The organism is Streptomyces phaeoluteigriseus (genome assembly GCF_001896135.2).
In the GTDB taxonomy this organism is placed as follows: domain Bacteria; phylum Actinomycetota; class Actinomycetes; order Streptomycetales; family Streptomycetaceae; genus Streptomyces; species Streptomyces phaeoluteigriseus.
On sequence record NZ_MPOH02000008.1, the window covers coordinates 79426 to 95169 of the forward strand.

16 protein-coding genes and 1 pseudogene are annotated in these 15744 nt (G+C 70.0%); 5 read left to right on the top strand and 12 right to left on the bottom strand.

What is annotated here, in order from left to right; genetic code table 11:
• Positions 1 to 284 precede the first annotated feature (284 nt).
• A complete protein-coding gene (locus tag BM536_RS07440) occupies positions 285 to 623 on the top strand; it encodes a thioredoxin family protein (protein WP_073494942.1) in 339 nt (112 codons plus the stop codon).
• 96 nt (positions 624 to 719) lie between these two features.
• On the opposite strand, the gene BM536_RS07445 is transcribed toward BM536_RS07440, so the two are convergent.
• The 6 genes from BM536_RS07445 to BM536_RS07470 form a co-directional block, all read right to left on the bottom strand.
• Positions 720 to 935 (bottom strand): DNA ligase-like domain-containing protein, encoded by a 216-nt coding sequence (locus BM536_RS07445; RefSeq protein WP_211362841.1) that lies wholly within the window; start codon positions 933 to 935, stop codon positions 720 to 722.
• Between the two features lie 414 nt (positions 936 to 1349).
• The gene (locus BM536_RS07450) at positions 1350 to 1586 is read right to left on the bottom strand and encodes an alpha/beta hydrolase family protein (RefSeq protein ID WP_245873312.1); all 237 of its coding nucleotides are present in this window, start codon (positions 1584 to 1586) and stop codon (positions 1350 to 1352) included.
• Between the two features lie 241 nt (positions 1587 to 1827).
• A complete protein-coding gene (locus BM536_RS07455) occupies positions 1828 to 2607 on the bottom strand; it encodes a DUF4097 family beta strand repeat-containing protein (protein ID WP_094102735.1) in 780 nt (259 codons plus the stop codon).
• A 272-nt stretch (positions 2608 to 2879) separates the two neighbouring features.
• A complete protein-coding gene (locus BM536_RS07460) occupies positions 2880 to 3638 on the bottom strand; it encodes an SDR family NAD(P)-dependent oxidoreductase (protein ID WP_073494944.1) in 759 nt (252 codons plus the stop codon).
• A 24-nt stretch (positions 3639 to 3662) separates the two neighbouring features.
• Positions 3663 to 5018, bottom strand: a complete 1356-nt coding sequence (locus BM536_RS07465) for an MFS transporter (RefSeq protein ID WP_094102713.1) — start codon at positions 5016 to 5018, stop codon at positions 3663 to 3665.
• Positions 5019 to 5102: 84 nt separating this feature from the next.
• Positions 5103 to 5687 (bottom strand): TetR/AcrR family transcriptional regulator, encoded by a 585-nt coding sequence (locus BM536_RS07470; protein WP_073494961.1) that lies wholly within the window; start codon positions 5685 to 5687, stop codon positions 5103 to 5105.
• Between the two features lie 340 nt (positions 5688 to 6027).
• Here BM536_RS07470 and BM536_RS07475 point away from each other — a divergent pair, with 340 nt between their 5' ends.
• From BM536_RS07475 to BM536_RS40740, 4 genes are all read left to right on the top strand, one after another.
• Positions 6028 to 6903 carry a hypothetical protein gene (locus tag BM536_RS07475; RefSeq protein ID WP_073494946.1) on the top strand — a complete coding sequence of 292 codons (876 nt, stop codon included), beginning with the start codon at positions 6028 to 6030 and terminating at the stop codon, positions 6901 to 6903.
• An 808-nt stretch (positions 6904 to 7711) separates the two neighbouring features.
• A complete protein-coding gene (locus BM536_RS07480; protein ID WP_211362842.1) occupies positions 7712 to 8719 on the top strand; it encodes an NADP-dependent oxidoreductase in 1008 nt (335 codons plus the stop codon).
• Positions 8716 to 9510: an SDR family NAD(P)-dependent oxidoreductase gene (locus BM536_RS07485; RefSeq protein ID WP_073494948.1), complete on the top strand. Its 795-nt coding sequence runs from the start codon at positions 8716 to 8718 to the stop codon at positions 9508 to 9510. Before BM536_RS07480 ends, BM536_RS07485 begins: the two co-directional genes overlap by 4 nt.
• A 235-nt stretch (positions 9511 to 9745) precedes the next feature.
• Positions 9746 to 9904, top strand: a complete 159-nt coding sequence (locus tag BM536_RS40740) for a hypothetical protein (protein WP_158086507.1) — start codon at positions 9746 to 9748, stop codon at positions 9902 to 9904.
• Between the two features lie 310 nt (positions 9905 to 10214).
• Here the strand turns inward: BM536_RS40740 and BM536_RS07490 are convergent, their stop codons facing one another.
• The 6 genes and pseudogenes from BM536_RS07490 to BM536_RS07515 all read right to left on the bottom strand — a co-directional run bounded on the left by BM536_RS07490 (position 10215) and on the right by BM536_RS07515 (position 15566).
• Entirely contained in the window at positions 10215 to 11129 is a 915-nt protein-coding gene (locus tag BM536_RS07490; protein ID WP_143650842.1) for a hypothetical protein, read from the bottom strand.
• 938 nt (positions 11130 to 12067) lie between these two features.
• Positions 12068 to 12292, bottom strand: a complete 225-nt coding sequence (locus tag BM536_RS07495; protein ID WP_073494952.1) for a DUF5133 domain-containing protein — start codon at positions 12290 to 12292, stop codon at positions 12068 to 12070.
• A gap of 542 nt (positions 12293 to 12834) precedes the next feature.
• Positions 12835 to 13212 carry a gas vesicle structural protein GvpA gene (locus BM536_RS07500; protein WP_073500167.1) on the bottom strand — a complete coding sequence of 126 codons (378 nt, stop codon included), beginning with the start codon at positions 13210 to 13212 and terminating at the stop codon, positions 12835 to 12837.
• A gap of 274 nt (positions 13213 to 13486) precedes the next feature.
• Positions 13487 to 13639: pseudogene (locus tag BM536_RS07505) on the bottom strand (alpha-L-arabinofuranosidase); the annotation flags it as partial.
• Between the two features lie 261 nt (positions 13640 to 13900).
• Positions 13901 to 14320, bottom strand: a complete 420-nt coding sequence (locus BM536_RS07510; protein WP_073500171.1) for an NUDIX domain-containing protein — start codon at positions 14318 to 14320, stop codon at positions 13901 to 13903.
• A gap of 586 nt (positions 14321 to 14906) precedes the next feature.
• Complete coding sequence (locus tag BM536_RS07515) at positions 14907 to 15566, bottom strand: MSMEG_1061 family FMN-dependent PPOX-type flavoprotein (protein WP_073490913.1); 660 nt, start codon at positions 15564 to 15566, stop codon at positions 14907 to 14909.
• Between the last annotated feature and the right edge of the window lie 178 nt (positions 15567 to 15744).

Below are 15744 nucleotides of genomic sequence, written 5' to 3' on the forward strand. Positions count from 1 at the left end.
CCCTCGAGACAGCTTTCATGTCGTCGTGGGGGGGGCGCTGCCCTGGCACGAGCTGACCCAGCTCCACGGGCGCGCGCCGGGCGGCAGCTGGGTGACCGGCGGGGCGACCAGGTCGGGTCACCAGGGACGGGGACTGGGCCGCTCACGCCGGGGACCACAGTGGTTCTGCGACGACCCCGTGCCTCCCCTCCGACAGGTCAGCCGGACGACCGACCGGGCCGGCCTGGCACTCCGCGCGAGGGATGATGGGGATGCAACGACGGAACGTGAGGTCAGGAGCTTGCATGGCGAATCGGGTTCACCGGCCCCGTGAGGACGCGGAGTTCGATTTCATCCTCGGGATGAGCGCAGTTCCGGTCCTCGCATACTTCATCGGGACGTGGCCCAAGGCGATCGAGCCCTGCCGGGTGATGGACCTCGTCGTGGGTGGCATCGCCGACGACTACACGGGCCGCCTGACCGCCGTCCGCACCGACATCACGCGTTGTCCGGCCGCAACCGAGCGATACGGGATCACCGCAGCCCCGTCCTACGTCCTGCTGAAGGAGGGGGAGGTGGTGGCGCACGGCACGGGGCCTATGACCATCGCCGAGGTACGGAACTTCCTGGAGGGCCACCTCTGAGCGGCCGCTGCGGCACGTGGCCGCGCCGCCCGTCACGTCGCGTCCATGGAAGCTGCGCCGCCTGAGACACCCTGGGGCTTCAGACACCCCCACAGGTCACATGACACCGTCCAGGCCGGTCTCGCCGGGCAACCGCGCGGCCACCGCCCCGATCTCGGGGAGTGACGGGGTCCTGTCGGTGTCGCGGCGGGAGCGCAGCAGGACACGGCCGTCGGCGTAGCGGGCGGGCTGGGCGCGGTAGCCGTCCCACTTGGGTTCTGCGGCCCAGCCCGTCCCCTGCTCCCCCGGGGCCGCACCCACGGGCGTTCGCACGCCCCAACCCAGCCTCGACGACGGGACGTTCCGTGACTTCCGCTGCCCTGCGACCGCACGCCCTGCCCCCACGCACCCTGACCAGCCTGACACCAGCCGACTGCACGGCACACTCAGTCGGCAACAGCCCAAGTGAAGGCGACCCTCGCGAACGTGCCAACGACCGGGCCCGCGCAATCGGCTGCGCTCTGCATACCCTCGACCCTGACGCGTCGTCCTCGTCGTCCTCGTCGAACTTCGCATCGCTGAGGTGGGCCGCGCCATCGGCCTGGCACTGCGCCACAAGACCCTCGTGCTCGACAAGAGCGCACCACACGCATTTCTGGACGATTCCACGACCACCGACCTGAGTAACGTCGACCTGACCGGCATCGGCCTCCAAGGGCCTGTCGTATCGCTGGCCGGTTCCCATGCCTACCCGGCGGGCGCAGCCGCTGCGTCGGGAGTGTGGACGTGCTGCGAGAGGAACAGCGCTGCGCGGTCCAGCGCCCGGTCGGCCTCGTCGAGAACGCCGACGAACGACTGGAATACATGGAGTACGTCGGCAGTGATGTCCAGGATCACGTCCACTCCGACCTCGCGGGCGCGGGCGGCCAGGCGTGTGGAGTCGTCCAGCAAGATGTCGTTGGTGCCCGGGGGAGGCGTGCCCATCGAGACGCTCTACCGTCATGTCGAGAGCAGGGACGACCTCTTCGTCGCCGTGATCCAGGCGGCATGCACGGCGACCCCCCGCGTCCCCGGCCCCACAGTGGTTCGCCCTGCCGACCCTCGAAGGGCTGACTGTCTGGCTGGCAGGACGGTCCGGGGCCCGCCGCCGTGCAACACGAGTGCCGTGCGTGACTTGGGGGCGCCGGCCTGAACGACAGGAAGCGTGTTGTCCGCCGCGCCGGGTTCACTCGCGGCGCGCGGTGACGTCCCCGTTGACCGTGCTCAGCGTCATGGCCTGGCCCTGGCCGTCGTCCGATCCCCCGAGGGCCGGCCGGGACGTGCCGTTGTCGGTGGTCGCGGTGACCCGGTAGGCGGGGCTGTCGTGCGGCACGGTGACGCCCACCGAGCCGTTCGTGGTCGCCGCGGTGACACCCGCGGGTGCCTCAGCACATCCCAGAACGATGTCCCCGTTGACGGTCGCGGCGTACAGCCGGCTCCCCTCGACGGCCGTCGCGCGCACGGATCCGTTGCGGGTGGAGAGACGGACCGCGCCATCGTCCGGTCCGGAATCGGCCACCGTCACGTCACCGTTGACGGTGGTCAGGTCCAACGCGGCCGCGACGCCCGCCACGTCGATGCCGGCGTTTCGCGCGCGGACCGTCACACGTACCGCGTCGGGGACACTCACCCGGGGCATCCGAGGGCAGACACCGTCGCTGTCGGCGTCTGGCACCGCGCCCGCGTACTCAGCCCGGTCGGGGCACGACAGGTCCAGCGTCCAGGTGTCGTCGTGACGGGACCAGCGCCGGTCCACGTGATCGTCGACGGCGACCCGGCCGGCGTCGGCGGGTCGCAGCCGCAGGCCGTTGTCCGTCACGATCATCAGGTGGCTCCCGGCCGCCAGGAGAGGCGGTGCTCCACCGGTCGCCTCGTTGTCGGACCGGTCGCCCCGACCCGCGCACGCCACGGTCAGGCCCAGCACCGCAAGCGCGACGTTCAGACGCCACAGGCGCCTTCTCAGCATCACCTTCATGCTCCGTCGGATGCCCCCGTCCGACGGCACCATGGCTATGGGCCTGGCCCGGCCGTCCGACTCCCTCCCCTCCCACCCCCTCGCCACCCCACCACCGCGCGATCGTGTGACGCGATTCGGTCTGACCGACCCGTCACTCGCCGGCGTGTCCGGTAGGGGCGCGACTTGTCAGGGCCGTCCCAGGGTCGTCCGCGAGGGCCGGCGCACGCCGCCGGTCGATGCAGGCCGTCGGGGTGTGCGCCGGAGCCACCGCCTGCGGACGGTCAGGCCGAGGACCCGCTGTCGATGACCAGGTCGGTGCCGACCACCGCGCCGGCGGCGGGCGAGGCGAGGTAGAGCACCGCGGCCGCCACTTCCCCGGCCTCCGCGACCCGGCCGAGCGGGTTCTCCGTCTTCACCCGCTCGGCACGGTCGGCGTCGGTCTCGCCCGGCCGTAGCGACATGGGACCGTCGGCGGCTCCGGGACTGACCGCGTTGATTCGGATGCCCTGGTGGATGTGGTCGAGAGCGGCGGCGCGGGTCAGCGCCGAGACCGCCGCCTTCGAGGTGATGTACGCGGCGAGGTTCGGGATTCGCAGGTGGGCGCCCAGGTTGGAGGAGATGTTGACGATGGCGCCGCCGCCGTTCTCCCTCATGTGCGCGATCTCGTGCTTCATGGCCAGCCAGACGCCGGTGACATTGGTCCGCAGCACCGCGTCCCAGTCCTCCTCGCTCACCTCGCCGACGGGTCCGGTGCCACGGAGTATCCCGGCGTTGTTGACCGCGATGTCCAGCCCGCCGAAGCGGTCGACGCTCCCGCGTACGAGGCTCTGCAGCCGGCTGGAGTCGGTGACGTCGGCGGTGACGGCGGCGGCGGTGCCGTCGGCTGCCTCGATGAGGCCGACCGTCTCGTTCAGTGAGGCCGCGGTGCGCCCCGCCGCGACCACGGACGCGCCCTCGGCGGCGAAGGCGAGCGCGATCGCGCGGCCGAGGCCGGAGCCCGCGCCGGTGACGAGGACGGTCCTGCCGGTGAAGCGGTTCATTCAGGTGGCTCCTTCGGATGATGGCTACTTGTGGGTGATGGGCCATTTGGCGCGGTGGTGCAGGAGGGCGGCGACGGCGAGGGCGGCCCCGGTCGCGGCCAGGGACCAACTGTCGCTGCCGAGCGAGAGGAGGAGGGCGAACAGGACGGTCGGGCCGACCTCCATCGCGGTGTTCAGCACGCCCGCCGCAAGTCCGGTCTGCTGCTGCGGTACACCTTCGGCGGCGAGTACGGCGGCACCGGCGAAGGAGGCGGCCGCGCCGGCCGGCAGCACCACAAGGCCCGGCAGCAGCCCGTAGGCGTACGAGGTGTGCGCATCGAGGCCGGTGACCGCGAGGAGGGCGAGCCCGGCCGCGCCCGTGCCGAGCCCGGCTGCCGTGACGGCCGCGGCACCGTACCGGCCGATGAGCGGTCCTGCCGCCCGGCCCGAGACGATCAGCGCGACGGCGAACGGCACGAAGGCGGCCGAGGTCTCCATCTGGGACCAGTCGCGCGCCTGCTGGAGGTGGAGCGAGAGGACGACGAAGGTCATGGCGGTCGCGCAGGCGCTCAGTGCGATGGCCGTGAGGGCGAGGGCTCGTCGCCGGTCGAGCAGGAAGCTCGGAGGCAGCAGCGGGTCGCGGGCGCGGCGCTCGGCGTACCGGAACCAGGCCAGCAGCGCGGCCCCGCCGAGCAGTGGCACGAGCACACCGGCTGACGACCAGGGCTGGGCGTCGGTGACGACGAGTCCGTAGCTGACGAGGGTGATGCCGGCGGTGGCGAGCAGAGCACCCGGCAGGTCGAGCGTGCGGCCCCGATCCGGTGCGGTTTCGGGCAGCAGCCGGGGCGCGAGGACGAGGGCCGCGATGGCCACCACGAGGGGTACCGAGAAGGTCCAGCGCCAGGAGAGCAGTGCCGCGATGACGCCGGAGAGGACATTGCCCGCGGTCGCGCCGAGTACCGAGAGTCCGCCCCAGGTGGCCATCGCCCTGCCGTACGCGGCCGGGGAGGGGAAGACGGCCCGAAGTACGGCCATGGCGGCGGGCGCGACGAGTGCCGCGCCGGCGCCCTGTGCGGAGCGTGCCGCGAGCAGGGTTCCGATATCGGAGGCGAGCGGGGCGGCGGCCGAGGCGGCGGCGAAGAGGACGAGGCCGGCGGTGAGGGCGCGCCGCCCGCCGTAGCGGTCGGCGAGGCGTCCGCCGAACAGCAGCAGCCCCGCGAAGGTCAGGCCGTAGGCGGCGCTGAGCAGGATCAGGTCGGCCCGCCGCAGGTCTAACGCGCGTCCGATGAGGGGCAACGGTACGGCGAGCGCCGCGAGCGTGAAGATCAGCGTGGTCTGGACGCTGCCGAGCAGAACGAGGACGCGTCGCTGCTGTGTGGTGGCGACGCGGATGGCGTCCATGGCCGTCAGACCTCCCGATTTTTGACCGATCGGTTCATTATTCGGGCATGTCGAGAGGAGCCCGGTGGGTGGAGCGCGTGTACATCAGTCCAGCAGCGTCAGTGCCTGTTCGGCTGCGTCCCGCACCCGGGCGGGATCGTTCGACGCCTTACCGACGACCCGTACGCCCTGCATCAGGACCAGGAGCATGCGGGCCAGCGCGCGTGGATCGCGGTCCTCGGAAAGCTCGCCCTGGGCCTGGGCCCGAACGAGCGCGGAGTACAGCGGGGTTTCGAGGTGCTCCCAGCTGATCTCGACCCGGCGGGCCGCCTCGGGGTCATGTGGGGCCAGTTCGGCCGCTGTGTTGGTGACGAAGCAGCCGTCCAGTCGCCGTTCCGGGGAGGCGGCTTCCGTGGCGAAGCGGCGTACCACCGCCCGCACCGCCGGCAGGGCGGGGCCCGGCTGGGACAGCTCCACCAAGAGAACCGGATCACGCATCTCGGCGTACCGGTCCAGCGCCTTCAGATACAGCTCGTGCTTGCTGCCGAAGGTCGCGTAGATGCTGGCGCGGCCGATGCCGAGGTGCTCGACGAGGTCCGCCATCGACGTCGCCTCGTAGCCGCGCCGCCAGAACAGCTCAAGGGCCGACTGCAGCGCGGCGTCCGGATCGAATTCCTTGGTCCTGGCCACACCGAAGACGATAGGCACGTCTGGAACGATCGGTCAAGATGATGCGCCGGTCGGGCCGGGAGCCCCGGTCCGGTGATGAAAGGCGGATGCGGACGCTGCAGGGCGCAGGCAGGAGCGCGGGATGTCGACCGATGTGACTGGGAAGGTCGAGATCCGATCAATGGGGCGGTGTGCCGAAAAGGTTTGTCCCGAGGACGTACGCCGACGATGATCACCTCATGACGACCAGAAAGGGCCATGCCGTCTAGGCGCCCCGCTCCGCTCTGCACGGTTCGCGCACCGCCGACCGCCGCTCACCGCAGCGCCCCATAGCCGTGACCGACCACCCAGGAGCCCACCCTTGCAGAAGACTGCCCTCATTCCCTACGCCCACCTCCCGCGAGCGCACCACGACCGCCACGTCCTGACCAGTACCGTCGACGTCTTTGGTACCGCCCACTGGCTGCTTGGCGAATGCGCTCCGCAGCCCCGCGGCGATGTCCTGCCCTTCGACGCGCTGGTCGTCTCCGTCCATCCGAGCGGCAGCGTCGAACTCACCGAGCTGAGCGCCGTGCGGGCCCGCTGGCCGCACCTGGACCGCCTGCCCGACGGCGGGTTCGTCGTCGCCGCGTCTCGCACCCGCCGGCACGAGGACGCGAACCAAGTCCAGGTCTTCGACGCGCTCGGCCGCGAGACCTCGTCCTTCTCCGTCGGGGACGCCATCGAGCACCTGCTCGTGGACGAGTCCGGCCATGTCTGGGTCGGGCACTTCGACGAGAACCCGGCCGGAATCCGCCGCTGGAGCGCCACAGGTCGGCTCGCCTGGACTTCGGACGGCGCCCGCATTCCCGGTCTCTTCGACTGCTACGCCTTGAATGTGTCGGGCACCGCTGCCTGGGCGTGCCCGTATACGGACTTCCCGCTCGTCGAGATACGGCCCAACCGGCCCAACCGGCCCGAGCGGTCCGTGAAGGTGTGGGCGAACCGGATACGGGGCGCCAAAGCGGTGGCCGTCCACGGCGATCAGGTGGCCTTCTACGGCGGCTACGGAGAGGAGCGGGACAGGCTCGCCCACGGACAGCTCACCGAAACATCCGTCGAGCCAGTCGACGTCGGCCTGCTCACCCTGCCCGATGGCTCTGTCCCCGGCCGCCGACGGGTCGTCGGCCGAGGAAGCAGGATCTACGTCCAGGCCGAACCGTTCACCGCGTGGGGCGTGTTGGACGTCAACAGCTGACACCAGGTGCGGGAAAGCACGAGCGGGCGGCCTGATACCCAGCACGGGAAAGCACGAGCGGGCGGACCGGCTTGCACTCGGCGTCAGCGTCGGGCCGAGTCCGAGCGTCCGAAATGTCCATCCGGGGCCAGGTACCGCGCTCACTCACGGGAGCCGCTTGACGCATGTGCACGACGACGGCGTCCCACTTCTGCAGGAGCGAGGGCCGACAGAATCCAAGTACCGACTCAGCGGCCACCGGGCGCCTCTGCCTCGCCAGGATCGTGAGGACGCCCGGTGGCCGGGACTGCCGCTTTCGCGGCAGACAGGACGACAACAGTGCTGACGCAGGCTGGTTCGGAACCGTGCCCGACTGTTGCCGAACCGCGTATGGTCTGCGCCTTGTCCCCGGGCCGCCCGCCGTGCGGCATCTGGGCTTCGCGGGAGGATCGCAAGGCGGTGCATGCGCCTGGAACGAGCGTGGCGCGACCACGACCAGGTCGGCCGAGTAGCCGGTGGTGATGCGGGTCCTGGATCTGTTGAGCCACGGGGAACACCGTCTGGCGCCGTCGTGGTGTGAGGGCTTACGGGATCGGGGTCGCTGCCGCGCTGGGTCGTCCGAGCGTCCAGCACGATTGTCACGGAGCAGAACCCGGCCAACCGGCGGCGCTGCCTTCGACGAGCAGTCCAACGTCGCCCAGAAGCATCACACGTGGCCGGCCTATCGCTGACCATCGAGGAGAGGGATCGCGACGTGTGGCGCACATCACTGCCGACGACATACCTACCAGTCGGTATTCTCCTCGGAGTGCGAACGACAGGAGACGTGATGTCTGCGACCAACCGCCAGATCCGCCTGGCAGCCCGCCCCGTCGGCGAAGTGAAGGCCGACGACTGGGAGCATCGCTCGGAGCCCGTGGAGGAGCCGGGGCTGGGCTGCTTCGTGGGCCGTACGCGCATGATCTCCTTGGACCCGGCCATGCGCGGCTGGCTGGACGACCGCCCCTCCTATCTGCCCCCGGTCGGGATCGGTGAGGTGATGCGCGCCGGATCGGTCATCGAGGTCACCGCCTCGCAGCACCCCGAATTCCGGCCGGGTGACCAGGTGGTCGGCACCTTCGGCGTCCAGGAGTACGTGGTCTCCGACGGCAAGGGCGCCGTCAAGATCGACACTTCTCTCGCCCCACCCTCCACGTATCTCGGCGCGCTGGGCATGCCCGGCATGACCGCGTACTTCGGTCTCCTTGACGTCGGCGCGCTGAAGGAGGGCGAGACCGTCGTGGTGTCCGGAGCGGCCGGCGCGGTGGGCACCATGGTCGGGCAGATCGCAAAGGCCAAGGGCTGCCGGGTCGTTGGCATCGCCGGCGGACCGGACAAGTGCGCACTGCTCACCGACGAACTCGGCTTCGACGCGGCGATCGACTACCGCGCCGAGGATGTCAGGAAGGCGCTGCGCCGAGAAGCCCCCGACGGCATCGACGTGTACTTCGACAACGTCGGAGGGGACATCCTCGACGCCGCGCTGACCAGGCTGGCGATGCACGCGCGCGTCGTGGTCTGCGGGGCGATCAGCCAGTACAACAACGAGACCCCGGTCAAGGGCCCGTCCAACTACCTGACACTGCTGGTGCGCCGCGCCCGCATGGAGGGCTTCGTTGTCTTCGACTACGCCAAGCAGTACGCCAGGGCCGCCCAGGAGATCTCCGCCTGGATCGAAGACGGCCGCATCAAGGTCAAGGAACATGTGGTGCGAGGCACTGTCGACGACTTCCCCGAGACGCTGCAGATGCTCTTCCGCGGCGAGAACGTCGGCAAGCTCGTGCTGGAGCTGGCGTGACAGCCGCCGACGTCCTTCGGGAAGCGCAGACGGACGGCAACGCCCTCGCGGGGAAGGTGGCGCTCGTCACCGGAGGTGCCAGCGGACTCGGCCGTGCCATGGCACTCGCCCTGGCGCACGCCGGGGCACGAGTGGTGGTCGCGGACCTCGACGCACGGGCCGGCCGCGAGGTGGCCGACCTGGCCGGCGGCACCTTCCGCGCCTGTGACGTCTCCGACCTCGACGCCAACCGGGCGCTGGTGGGCTTCGCCCAGGAGGTGTACGGCGGTGTCGACATCGCGCTGCTCAACGCGGGCGTGGCGACCGGATGCGGCGTCGGGGACGACTTCGACCCGGCGCGCTACCGCAGGGCGATGGGCGCGAACCTCGACGGCGTGGTCTACGGCACCCACGCGGTGCTACCGGCCCTGCGAGCCCGTGGCGGAGGAGCGATTGTGGCGACCTCCTCCCTCGCGGGTCTGGCGGCAGTGCCACTCGACCCGTTGTACGCCGCCAACAAGCACGCGGTTGTCGGGCTCGCACGCTCGCTGGGGCCGGCTCTCGCGCCGGACAACGTGCGTTTCAACGCGGTCTGCCCGGGCTTCGCCGAATCGCGGATCATCGACCCGCTGCGCGACATGCTGTCCGAGCAGGGCATGCCCGTCATACCGGCCGAGTTGGTGGCGGACACGGTGCTGCGGATCATCACCGGCGACGGTACAGGGGAGTGCTGGTTCGTCCAGGCGGGCCGCGAACCTGAACCGTTCCGCTTCCGCACCGTCCCCGGGCCGGCCAGGCCGGCCGCCGCCTGACGCGGACGAGACCGGCCGTCCACCCCGCAGCCGGCGCGGGATCCCTGTCCACGTCGGCATGCGCGGTGTCGGCGAACGGGGCCGGGCCGAGCCGATCCTGTCCGACCCGGGCCGCCAACACCCTCAGGTTCTCGGTCGGGGTCGAGGTTCCGATGCTGTCGTCGGACCCTGATTCCCAGGTCGGCCCTTCCGGGGAGATCGTGACGCCGCCGCACCGAACCCGGGACCGCCCGCAGTGCGGCTCGAAGACCTCACCGCACGACGGGCCGCCACGGCCGTCCGCCACGCCATGGCGACCACGGGAGCCGGCCGGCTGCGGGCCGCGGACGGCGTCGGCCATGCCTGCGACCTCACCGAGCAGGGCGCGAACCGGCTCGCCATGACGCCGCGGTGAACTGACGGGCCCGGGTCAGGGACTGCTCATCTTCCTCGACGTCGACGGCGATCACCACGGGACCGGTGATCTTCTCGGTTTCCTCCATTGGGGCGGAGGCAGCGGCGAACCGGACTTGGGCTCGCCTTCTCCTTCGTTGCGTGTGGTTTGCGGACCGTGCGAGCGGCTGCCCATGCCGGGGCGGGAAGCCCAAAGGGGGCAGCCCTGGTGTGACAGCCCCGGCATCTGGGCTACCGGCCGTGCGGGCGGGATGGTGGTGCGGCCCACGCTGGAGGCGCGGTTCTGAAGCTGGTTGTGATCTTGTCGGGGTTCATGTCGTAGCCGGGCTACGTTTGCCGCGCAGTTGCTCGATGGTGTCCAGGACCGAGGGCCGGTTGGAGTGGGTGCGTTCGTATTCAGCGATCACCGTCAGGTCCGACTGGGGCAGTGTGCGCAGTTGCTGCGTGATGTGGTCGACGCTGAGCTGGCTGAAGCGGGGGATCGGCAACTCCTCCTCCCGGGCCACCGCACCCCGGACTCCTTCGGCCATGTGGGTCGGCTCGGGCGTCTCGCGCAGCATGTCCTCAGCCGCACCTCTGGCCTGGCGGATGCCGGTCTGGGCGGCGTCCTGCACCCGGTTGGCAGCCGTCCGCAGTGTGTGGGCGGCTCCTGCGGCCAGGCCGCCGCCGTTCTCCTGGATGAAACCGTCGGCCGCGGCGGCCACGACCCGCGCGCGATCGGCGATGCTGTCTTCCAGCTTGTCGAGGAGTTCCTCGTCCTGGCGGCGCAGGTCGGCGAGCAGGTCGGCGATGTCCTGCTCATGGGCCTCTTCGGCGATGCTCTGACCGGCCCGGCAGGTCGCCAGCGCCCGGGCGGTGACGACGTACTCGTCTTCGGCGTTCCTCAGCAGCCGCCGTTCGTCGTTCGGCTGCCCGCGCAGCACGTCCTTCAGAAGCGTGGATCCGACAGCCAGCGGCAGCATCACCGTGCGCACGGCGCTGCGCGAGATGAACCGCGCCATATCCACGGTGCCCTCGACAAGCCCGCCGCGGGGCTGTAGCGCACGCACCTGATGATCGATGCGCTCAAGGCTGTCCTGGACGTCGTCCATGTGGCGCTCGAGCATCTGCCGGGACGGGCCGGGCGGCGTGATCGCCGCATCGGCCCTGAACCGGTCGAGGACCGCCGCATGCGCCTCGCGGGCATCCTCCAGCGCCGGTACGAGCGCGTCCGTCAGCACTGCCATGGCTGCTCCCTGGGGGTGTGGGGGTCAGGCGGCCGGCCAGAGGGCCGCTCATCGGGAACGGCTGCCCGACGGGCCGTTCCCCGCGGCCAGGCAACCGGAGACCATCCTTCAGGATTCCGGGCAAGATCGCCGGGAGGCTGGGCCCGTTCTCGTCCGTACGGCTGTAACCGGCTGGGCTCCGTCGTTCCCGCTCGCCTGCTGTCCTGCTGTCCTGCTGTCCTGCTGGGCTCATGGCGACAGGCGGGGAAACAGGATGTGGACCGGGTTCTGACCCTGCGGCCCCCAAGGGCAGGTGCCGTCGTGTGGGGAGTGGGCTGAAAGGGTGGTGACGGCGGTTGCGCTGTGCCGAACGTCTTGATCACGCGTTGGTCCGGGAGTGAATCCTCGCGTGGACGGCACGGTGCCGTACGCGGCACCGCTCCCAAAGACTGGCTCCTGGCCCGAGCGAGATGGTCTGATCATCGGCGTCGGGCGTGACGGCGAGTGGAGGCGGACCGTGATGGTCATCTGCTCAGCGGTGCTGGTGGCGGCTGCTGCGGTGTTTGCCGTTGCGGACCGGCTCGCTTGAGAGGCGCACAGACGTGTGGCCTGGGCGGGACGGGCGGCCTGGGCTCGACTGCGGCGGCAGCCAGGTTCGATGAGGGTGTGGGCCTGCGTGAGCAGCTGGTCGAGGCGATCGCCGCGCTGCGCTGGCAGACAGCGGTGATGCTGTCGCACGCCCCCGGCCGTGAGAGGGGAGCCGGTCTCACCAGGCCGGAGGGCGAGTCATCGCCTGGCTCGCAGCCCCGGGGATCAAAGCCTGGGGACTGATCACTCACGGGGCTGGAACGGGTGGTTCGCGGTCCTCGGTTCGTGCCGCGCACGGCCGGCCCCAGATCCACCTCGTGTGGGTCTGGACCCGTGCCGTGCATGCTCAGGCCGCGGCCAGGGCGGCATTTTCAGTGGCGGAGGGGCGGTTCCCGTCTCGTGGCCTCGGCCAGCTGCCGGCGGGCGACCAACAGTGCCGTGTCCAGCCGGCGGGTGCCGGTGGCCACACACAGTGTGTACGTGGCGTCCTCGAGCTGGCGGGCGGTCTGGGCGCTGTTGTCGGCGGCCAGGCGACGCCTGAGCGTCTCGCATCGTTCGACCAGCTCCCGCAGGAGCGAAGGGTGCGCGGTGATCATGGCTGGCTCCCTTCCGGCGTAGCTCGAGTGGACCAGCCCTTTCACCCATACGGTCCCAGCCGTCGTCGCCTGCCGCACCTGGAGGCCAAGCCGGTCCGCCGACACTGTGCCGGCCCGGGGTCCAGGAATCGCCCGGGAGCGGGCCCGGCGGGCGGTCAGAGGTTGCGCGTGGAGAGCTGGTCCCACTTGTGTAGTCAGTCCCCGGGCAGCCCAAACGTCACCGCGCCGCTGAGGATTCTCGACCGGGAGGGCGGGGGGGGGGCGCTCCGGAGGGATTCGACGCGGGGGCGGTCCACCACAGTGGGGTGCAACGCCGGTTGCAACGAAGGCGCCGACCTTCTCCCCATGCCCCGTCGGGTTGCTTCGGCATCCGGCAGGGACACCCCACTGAGGCTGGCCGAGCATGACAGTGAGACGAAGCTGTCGCCAAGCGCGTCTGCGACGGTCCGCTTGCTGGGCGCCCTTGTCACGCGGTGTTTCGAGGGCCGCACTGGGCGCGGGGAGACGGATCCGTCATGTCGGCGTTCACCGCTCAATCCTCGTTACGACGAACCCCGGGAGCGTTGGCCCTGGCTACGGGCCTGCTGGAAGGCCTCGGCGACCGTCTCCGCGGCACCGGACAGAGCCCCCTTGGTCTTGCCCCGGGCGCCGGACTCCATGATCTTCCCGGACAGCTCCGTGAGACCCGCCGGCTTGCGCGGCCCGGCCTCGAGATCGAGACGGTTGCACGCTTCGGCGAATCGCAGGTAGGTGTCGACGCTGGCGACCACGATGCGAATATCGATCTTCAGTATCTCGATGCCCACGAGGGAGACCCGCACGAACGCATCGATCACCAACCCGCGGTCGAGGATGAGCTCCAGGACGTCATAGAGTCCGCTGGACCCGCCGCCGCCACCCTGCTGCGTCGCTACCGTCATCACCCATCCCCTTGCCGGACACGCGTGGGCCGCCCCAGCTCTCCCGCTGGCTGCCGGAAGGGTGCATGTGCAGACGGCAGTGCGACGCAACCTCGTGTGTTTTTCCTCGGGTTGCCCCACCGAAGGAGACCAAACACGTGTACGGAGTATCGCTCTCTCGGCGTCACCGGCTGATATGAAAACCAGCCTCCTGAGTTTCCTCGGAACGCGGCGGCGCGAAGATCACGGTCGGGATCGCCGAATCCGCCTCGTTCGCGAGGGGAGGAAGCCAAGATCAGTGACCGAATCGAGAGGTCGCGTCCTGCCGGTCCGCGGCGGTGGAGACCGGATCGATGCGCAGTACGAAGTCCGAGTGGCGGCTCGCGTCCGCCAGGCCCGCCGTACGGTGGAAGGTCGTGTCCGCCGCGAACGTGGAGGTGCCGTCGTTGCGTGACCGCCCCCTGCCCGGCTGGGGGGCCACCCGCCACCCCGCAGCTGGCGGCCGGCGTTCCCGCCTCAATCTGGAACTGACGGTCTCAGCTGCCCCCAACCGGAACGCCTGCAAATGGCCTCACCTTGACGGCGACCTTCCCGCCCTTGATAACTGTAGGTAACGGCGAAGGAGGTCCTGCACCTCGCTGTCGTCATCCCAGCCAGGTGCCAAGTCATCCTCAACTGCCGACTACAGTGCGCTGGGGTGGTGGTCAGCTCAGCGCACGGCGAGTGCCTCGGTGAACATTGCAAGATAGCTGTCGTGAGCGAGGCGCAGTTCCCCGAGTTCGTTCTCCTGGAACCACGCGATGGCATCGTGTTCGTCCAACGCGACATTGACCGGGGCTCCCGTCCAACTTTCGATCAGCCAGATCTGCATGTCGAAAGTGTCGGCGTGGATCTGCTGCATGGGCGGGCCTGCAGGCGCCACGACCTTGATCCCGAGCTCCTCGTGCAGTTCCCTAGCAAGCGCCGCGCCTGGACACTCTCCAGGTTCCACATGCCCACCGGGCAGGTCCCACACGTCGGGGTACCAGCGGCGCTGGGGAGATCGGTGACACAGCAACACCCTGTTGCCGTCGCGCAGGAACGCCGCGACGATCTGAGCCCGAGCAGCGCCTTGCGTAGAAGTCGACACATGAGCATTCTGCCAGCGCTGTGACACTGCACAGCGTCGGCCACGAGTGGTGCATGATTCTGCCGCATTCCGTGCGAGACTCGCAGACCATCCGGGCCTACCACGGACCGAGTCGAAGTTGCTCAGCGTTGTCCGATGCGTAGGCGGCCGTATCACCGGGTGGGGCCGCTTCAAGCCGTCCGCATGGGGCCAGCTGAGACTTCATAGTCACTCGAAATCCTTGCCGCTCTCACCGGGACCAGCATCGACGACGCAACGGACTGGCCGAACTTCGTCAAGCGCGACTGGACCGGCTACATCAGCAGCCGGCGAAACGACAGCCAAGAAGGCGGTGTCTCTCGTTCGCGAGCACTGGAATGCCATGACGGCACTCCAGCCGACCCCAGCAGCTACACCACTCTCCTGGCCAGGCACCTGCCGGCTGCGTGACCACCGCACCCCCACAAACGGTCGCCCCGGCCGAACCGGCCGGGGCGACCGCACTTCTGCAGGGTGACGGCGCATCGGCCAAGAGCCGGCCGCCCCGCCCTCCATCACCCTTTCGAGATCCGGAGAACTCCAGCATGCAGCACCGCAGGCCGGCCCGTTACTCGTACCGGTACTTCAGCGAATCCGCCTCCGCCTGCTCGATGTCACCGATCGTCAGCTCCGGTATCCGCAGCTGGGCCAGTGTCACCTCGGCCGAGGTCGGCTGGGCATCCGCCGACAGCCACTGCTCCGGCTTCCAGGCCCCGCTGCGCAGGAGCGACTTGGGGCAGTGCGGGTAGACCTCCTCGATCCCCAGCACCAGCGCACTGGCCGGAGGTTTGCCCACGGCGGTCAGCTGCGACAGCAGCTCCGGGCGAGTGGAGACGCAGGCGCGGCCGTTCACCCTGAGCGTCGTGGTGCGCCCCGGGATGACGAACAGCAGCCCGGCCCGTCCGGTGGCGATGACGTTCTGCAGGGTGTCCAGACGCTTGTTGCCGGTCGCGTCCGGTATCGCGACCGTCCGTGCGTCCAGGACGGCGACGAACCCGGCGGGGCCGCCGCGCGGGGACACGTCACAGTTGCCCTCGGCGTCCGCGCTGGCGATCAGGACCAGCGATGAGCAGCCGATCAACCGCCGGGTCTGCTCGGTGAGTTCGGTCATCTGCTTGCGTATGGCCGCGTCCTTGGGCAGTTCGTAGACCTGGCGCAACGTGTCCTGATCGGGCACGGCGTCGAGGCGGAGCGAGTCGAAGGCACTGCTGGCGAGGGATGTCGTCATGCCACCGACCCTAAAGGGCCGACCTGCGACTGATCTTGGTCGGTGGAGTGCGGGGCCGTAGAGACGGTCGCGCCCAGCCGAACCCGCGGGCCAACACGCCTCGAGATCAATCGCGGGTCAGCCCGTCAGGGGCCTGGGGCGCTCATAGGCTGTCCCGCGGATCTTGACTGCCTGACGG

What these genes read in the sequence shown, in the direction of transcription:
- BM536_RS07440 (WP_073494942.1), top strand. Translation starts at nt 285, where the DNA reads ATGGCGAATCGGGTTCACCGGCCCCGTGAGGACGCGGAGTTCGATTTC.
- BM536_RS07450 (WP_245873312.1), bottom strand. Translation starts at nt 1,586, where the DNA reads ATGGGCACGCCTCCCCCGGGCACCAACGACATCTTGCTGGACGACTCC.
- BM536_RS07455 (WP_094102735.1), bottom strand. Translation starts at nt 2,607, where the DNA reads ATGCTGAGAAGGCGCCTGTGGCGTCTGAACGTCGCGCTTGCGGTGCTG.
- BM536_RS07460 (WP_073494944.1), bottom strand. Translation starts at nt 3,638, where the DNA reads ATGAACCGCTTCACCGGCAGGACCGTCCTCGTCACCGGCGCGGGCTCC.
- BM536_RS07465 (WP_094102713.1), bottom strand. Translation starts at nt 5,018, where the DNA reads ATGGACGCCATCCGCGTCGCCACCACACAGCAGCGACGCGTCCTCGTT.
- BM536_RS07480 (WP_211362842.1), top strand. Translation starts at nt 7,712, where the DNA reads ATGTCTGCGACCAACCGCCAGATCCGCCTGGCAGCCCGCCCCGTCGGC.
- BM536_RS07490 (WP_143650842.1), bottom strand. Translation starts at nt 11,129, where the DNA reads ATGGCAGTGCTGACGGACGCGCTCGTACCGGCGCTGGAGGATGCCCGC.
- BM536_RS07495 (WP_073494952.1), bottom strand. Translation starts at nt 12,292, where the DNA reads ATGATCACCGCGCACCCTTCGCTCCTGCGGGAGCTGGTCGAACGATGC.
- BM536_RS07500 (WP_073500167.1), bottom strand. Translation starts at nt 13,212, where the DNA reads ATGACGGTAGCGACGCAGCAGGGTGGCGGCGGCGGGTCCAGCGGACTC.
- BM536_RS07515 (WP_073490913.1), bottom strand. Translation starts at nt 15,566, where the DNA reads ATGACGACATCCCTCGCCAGCAGTGCCTTCGACTCGCTCCGCCTCGAC.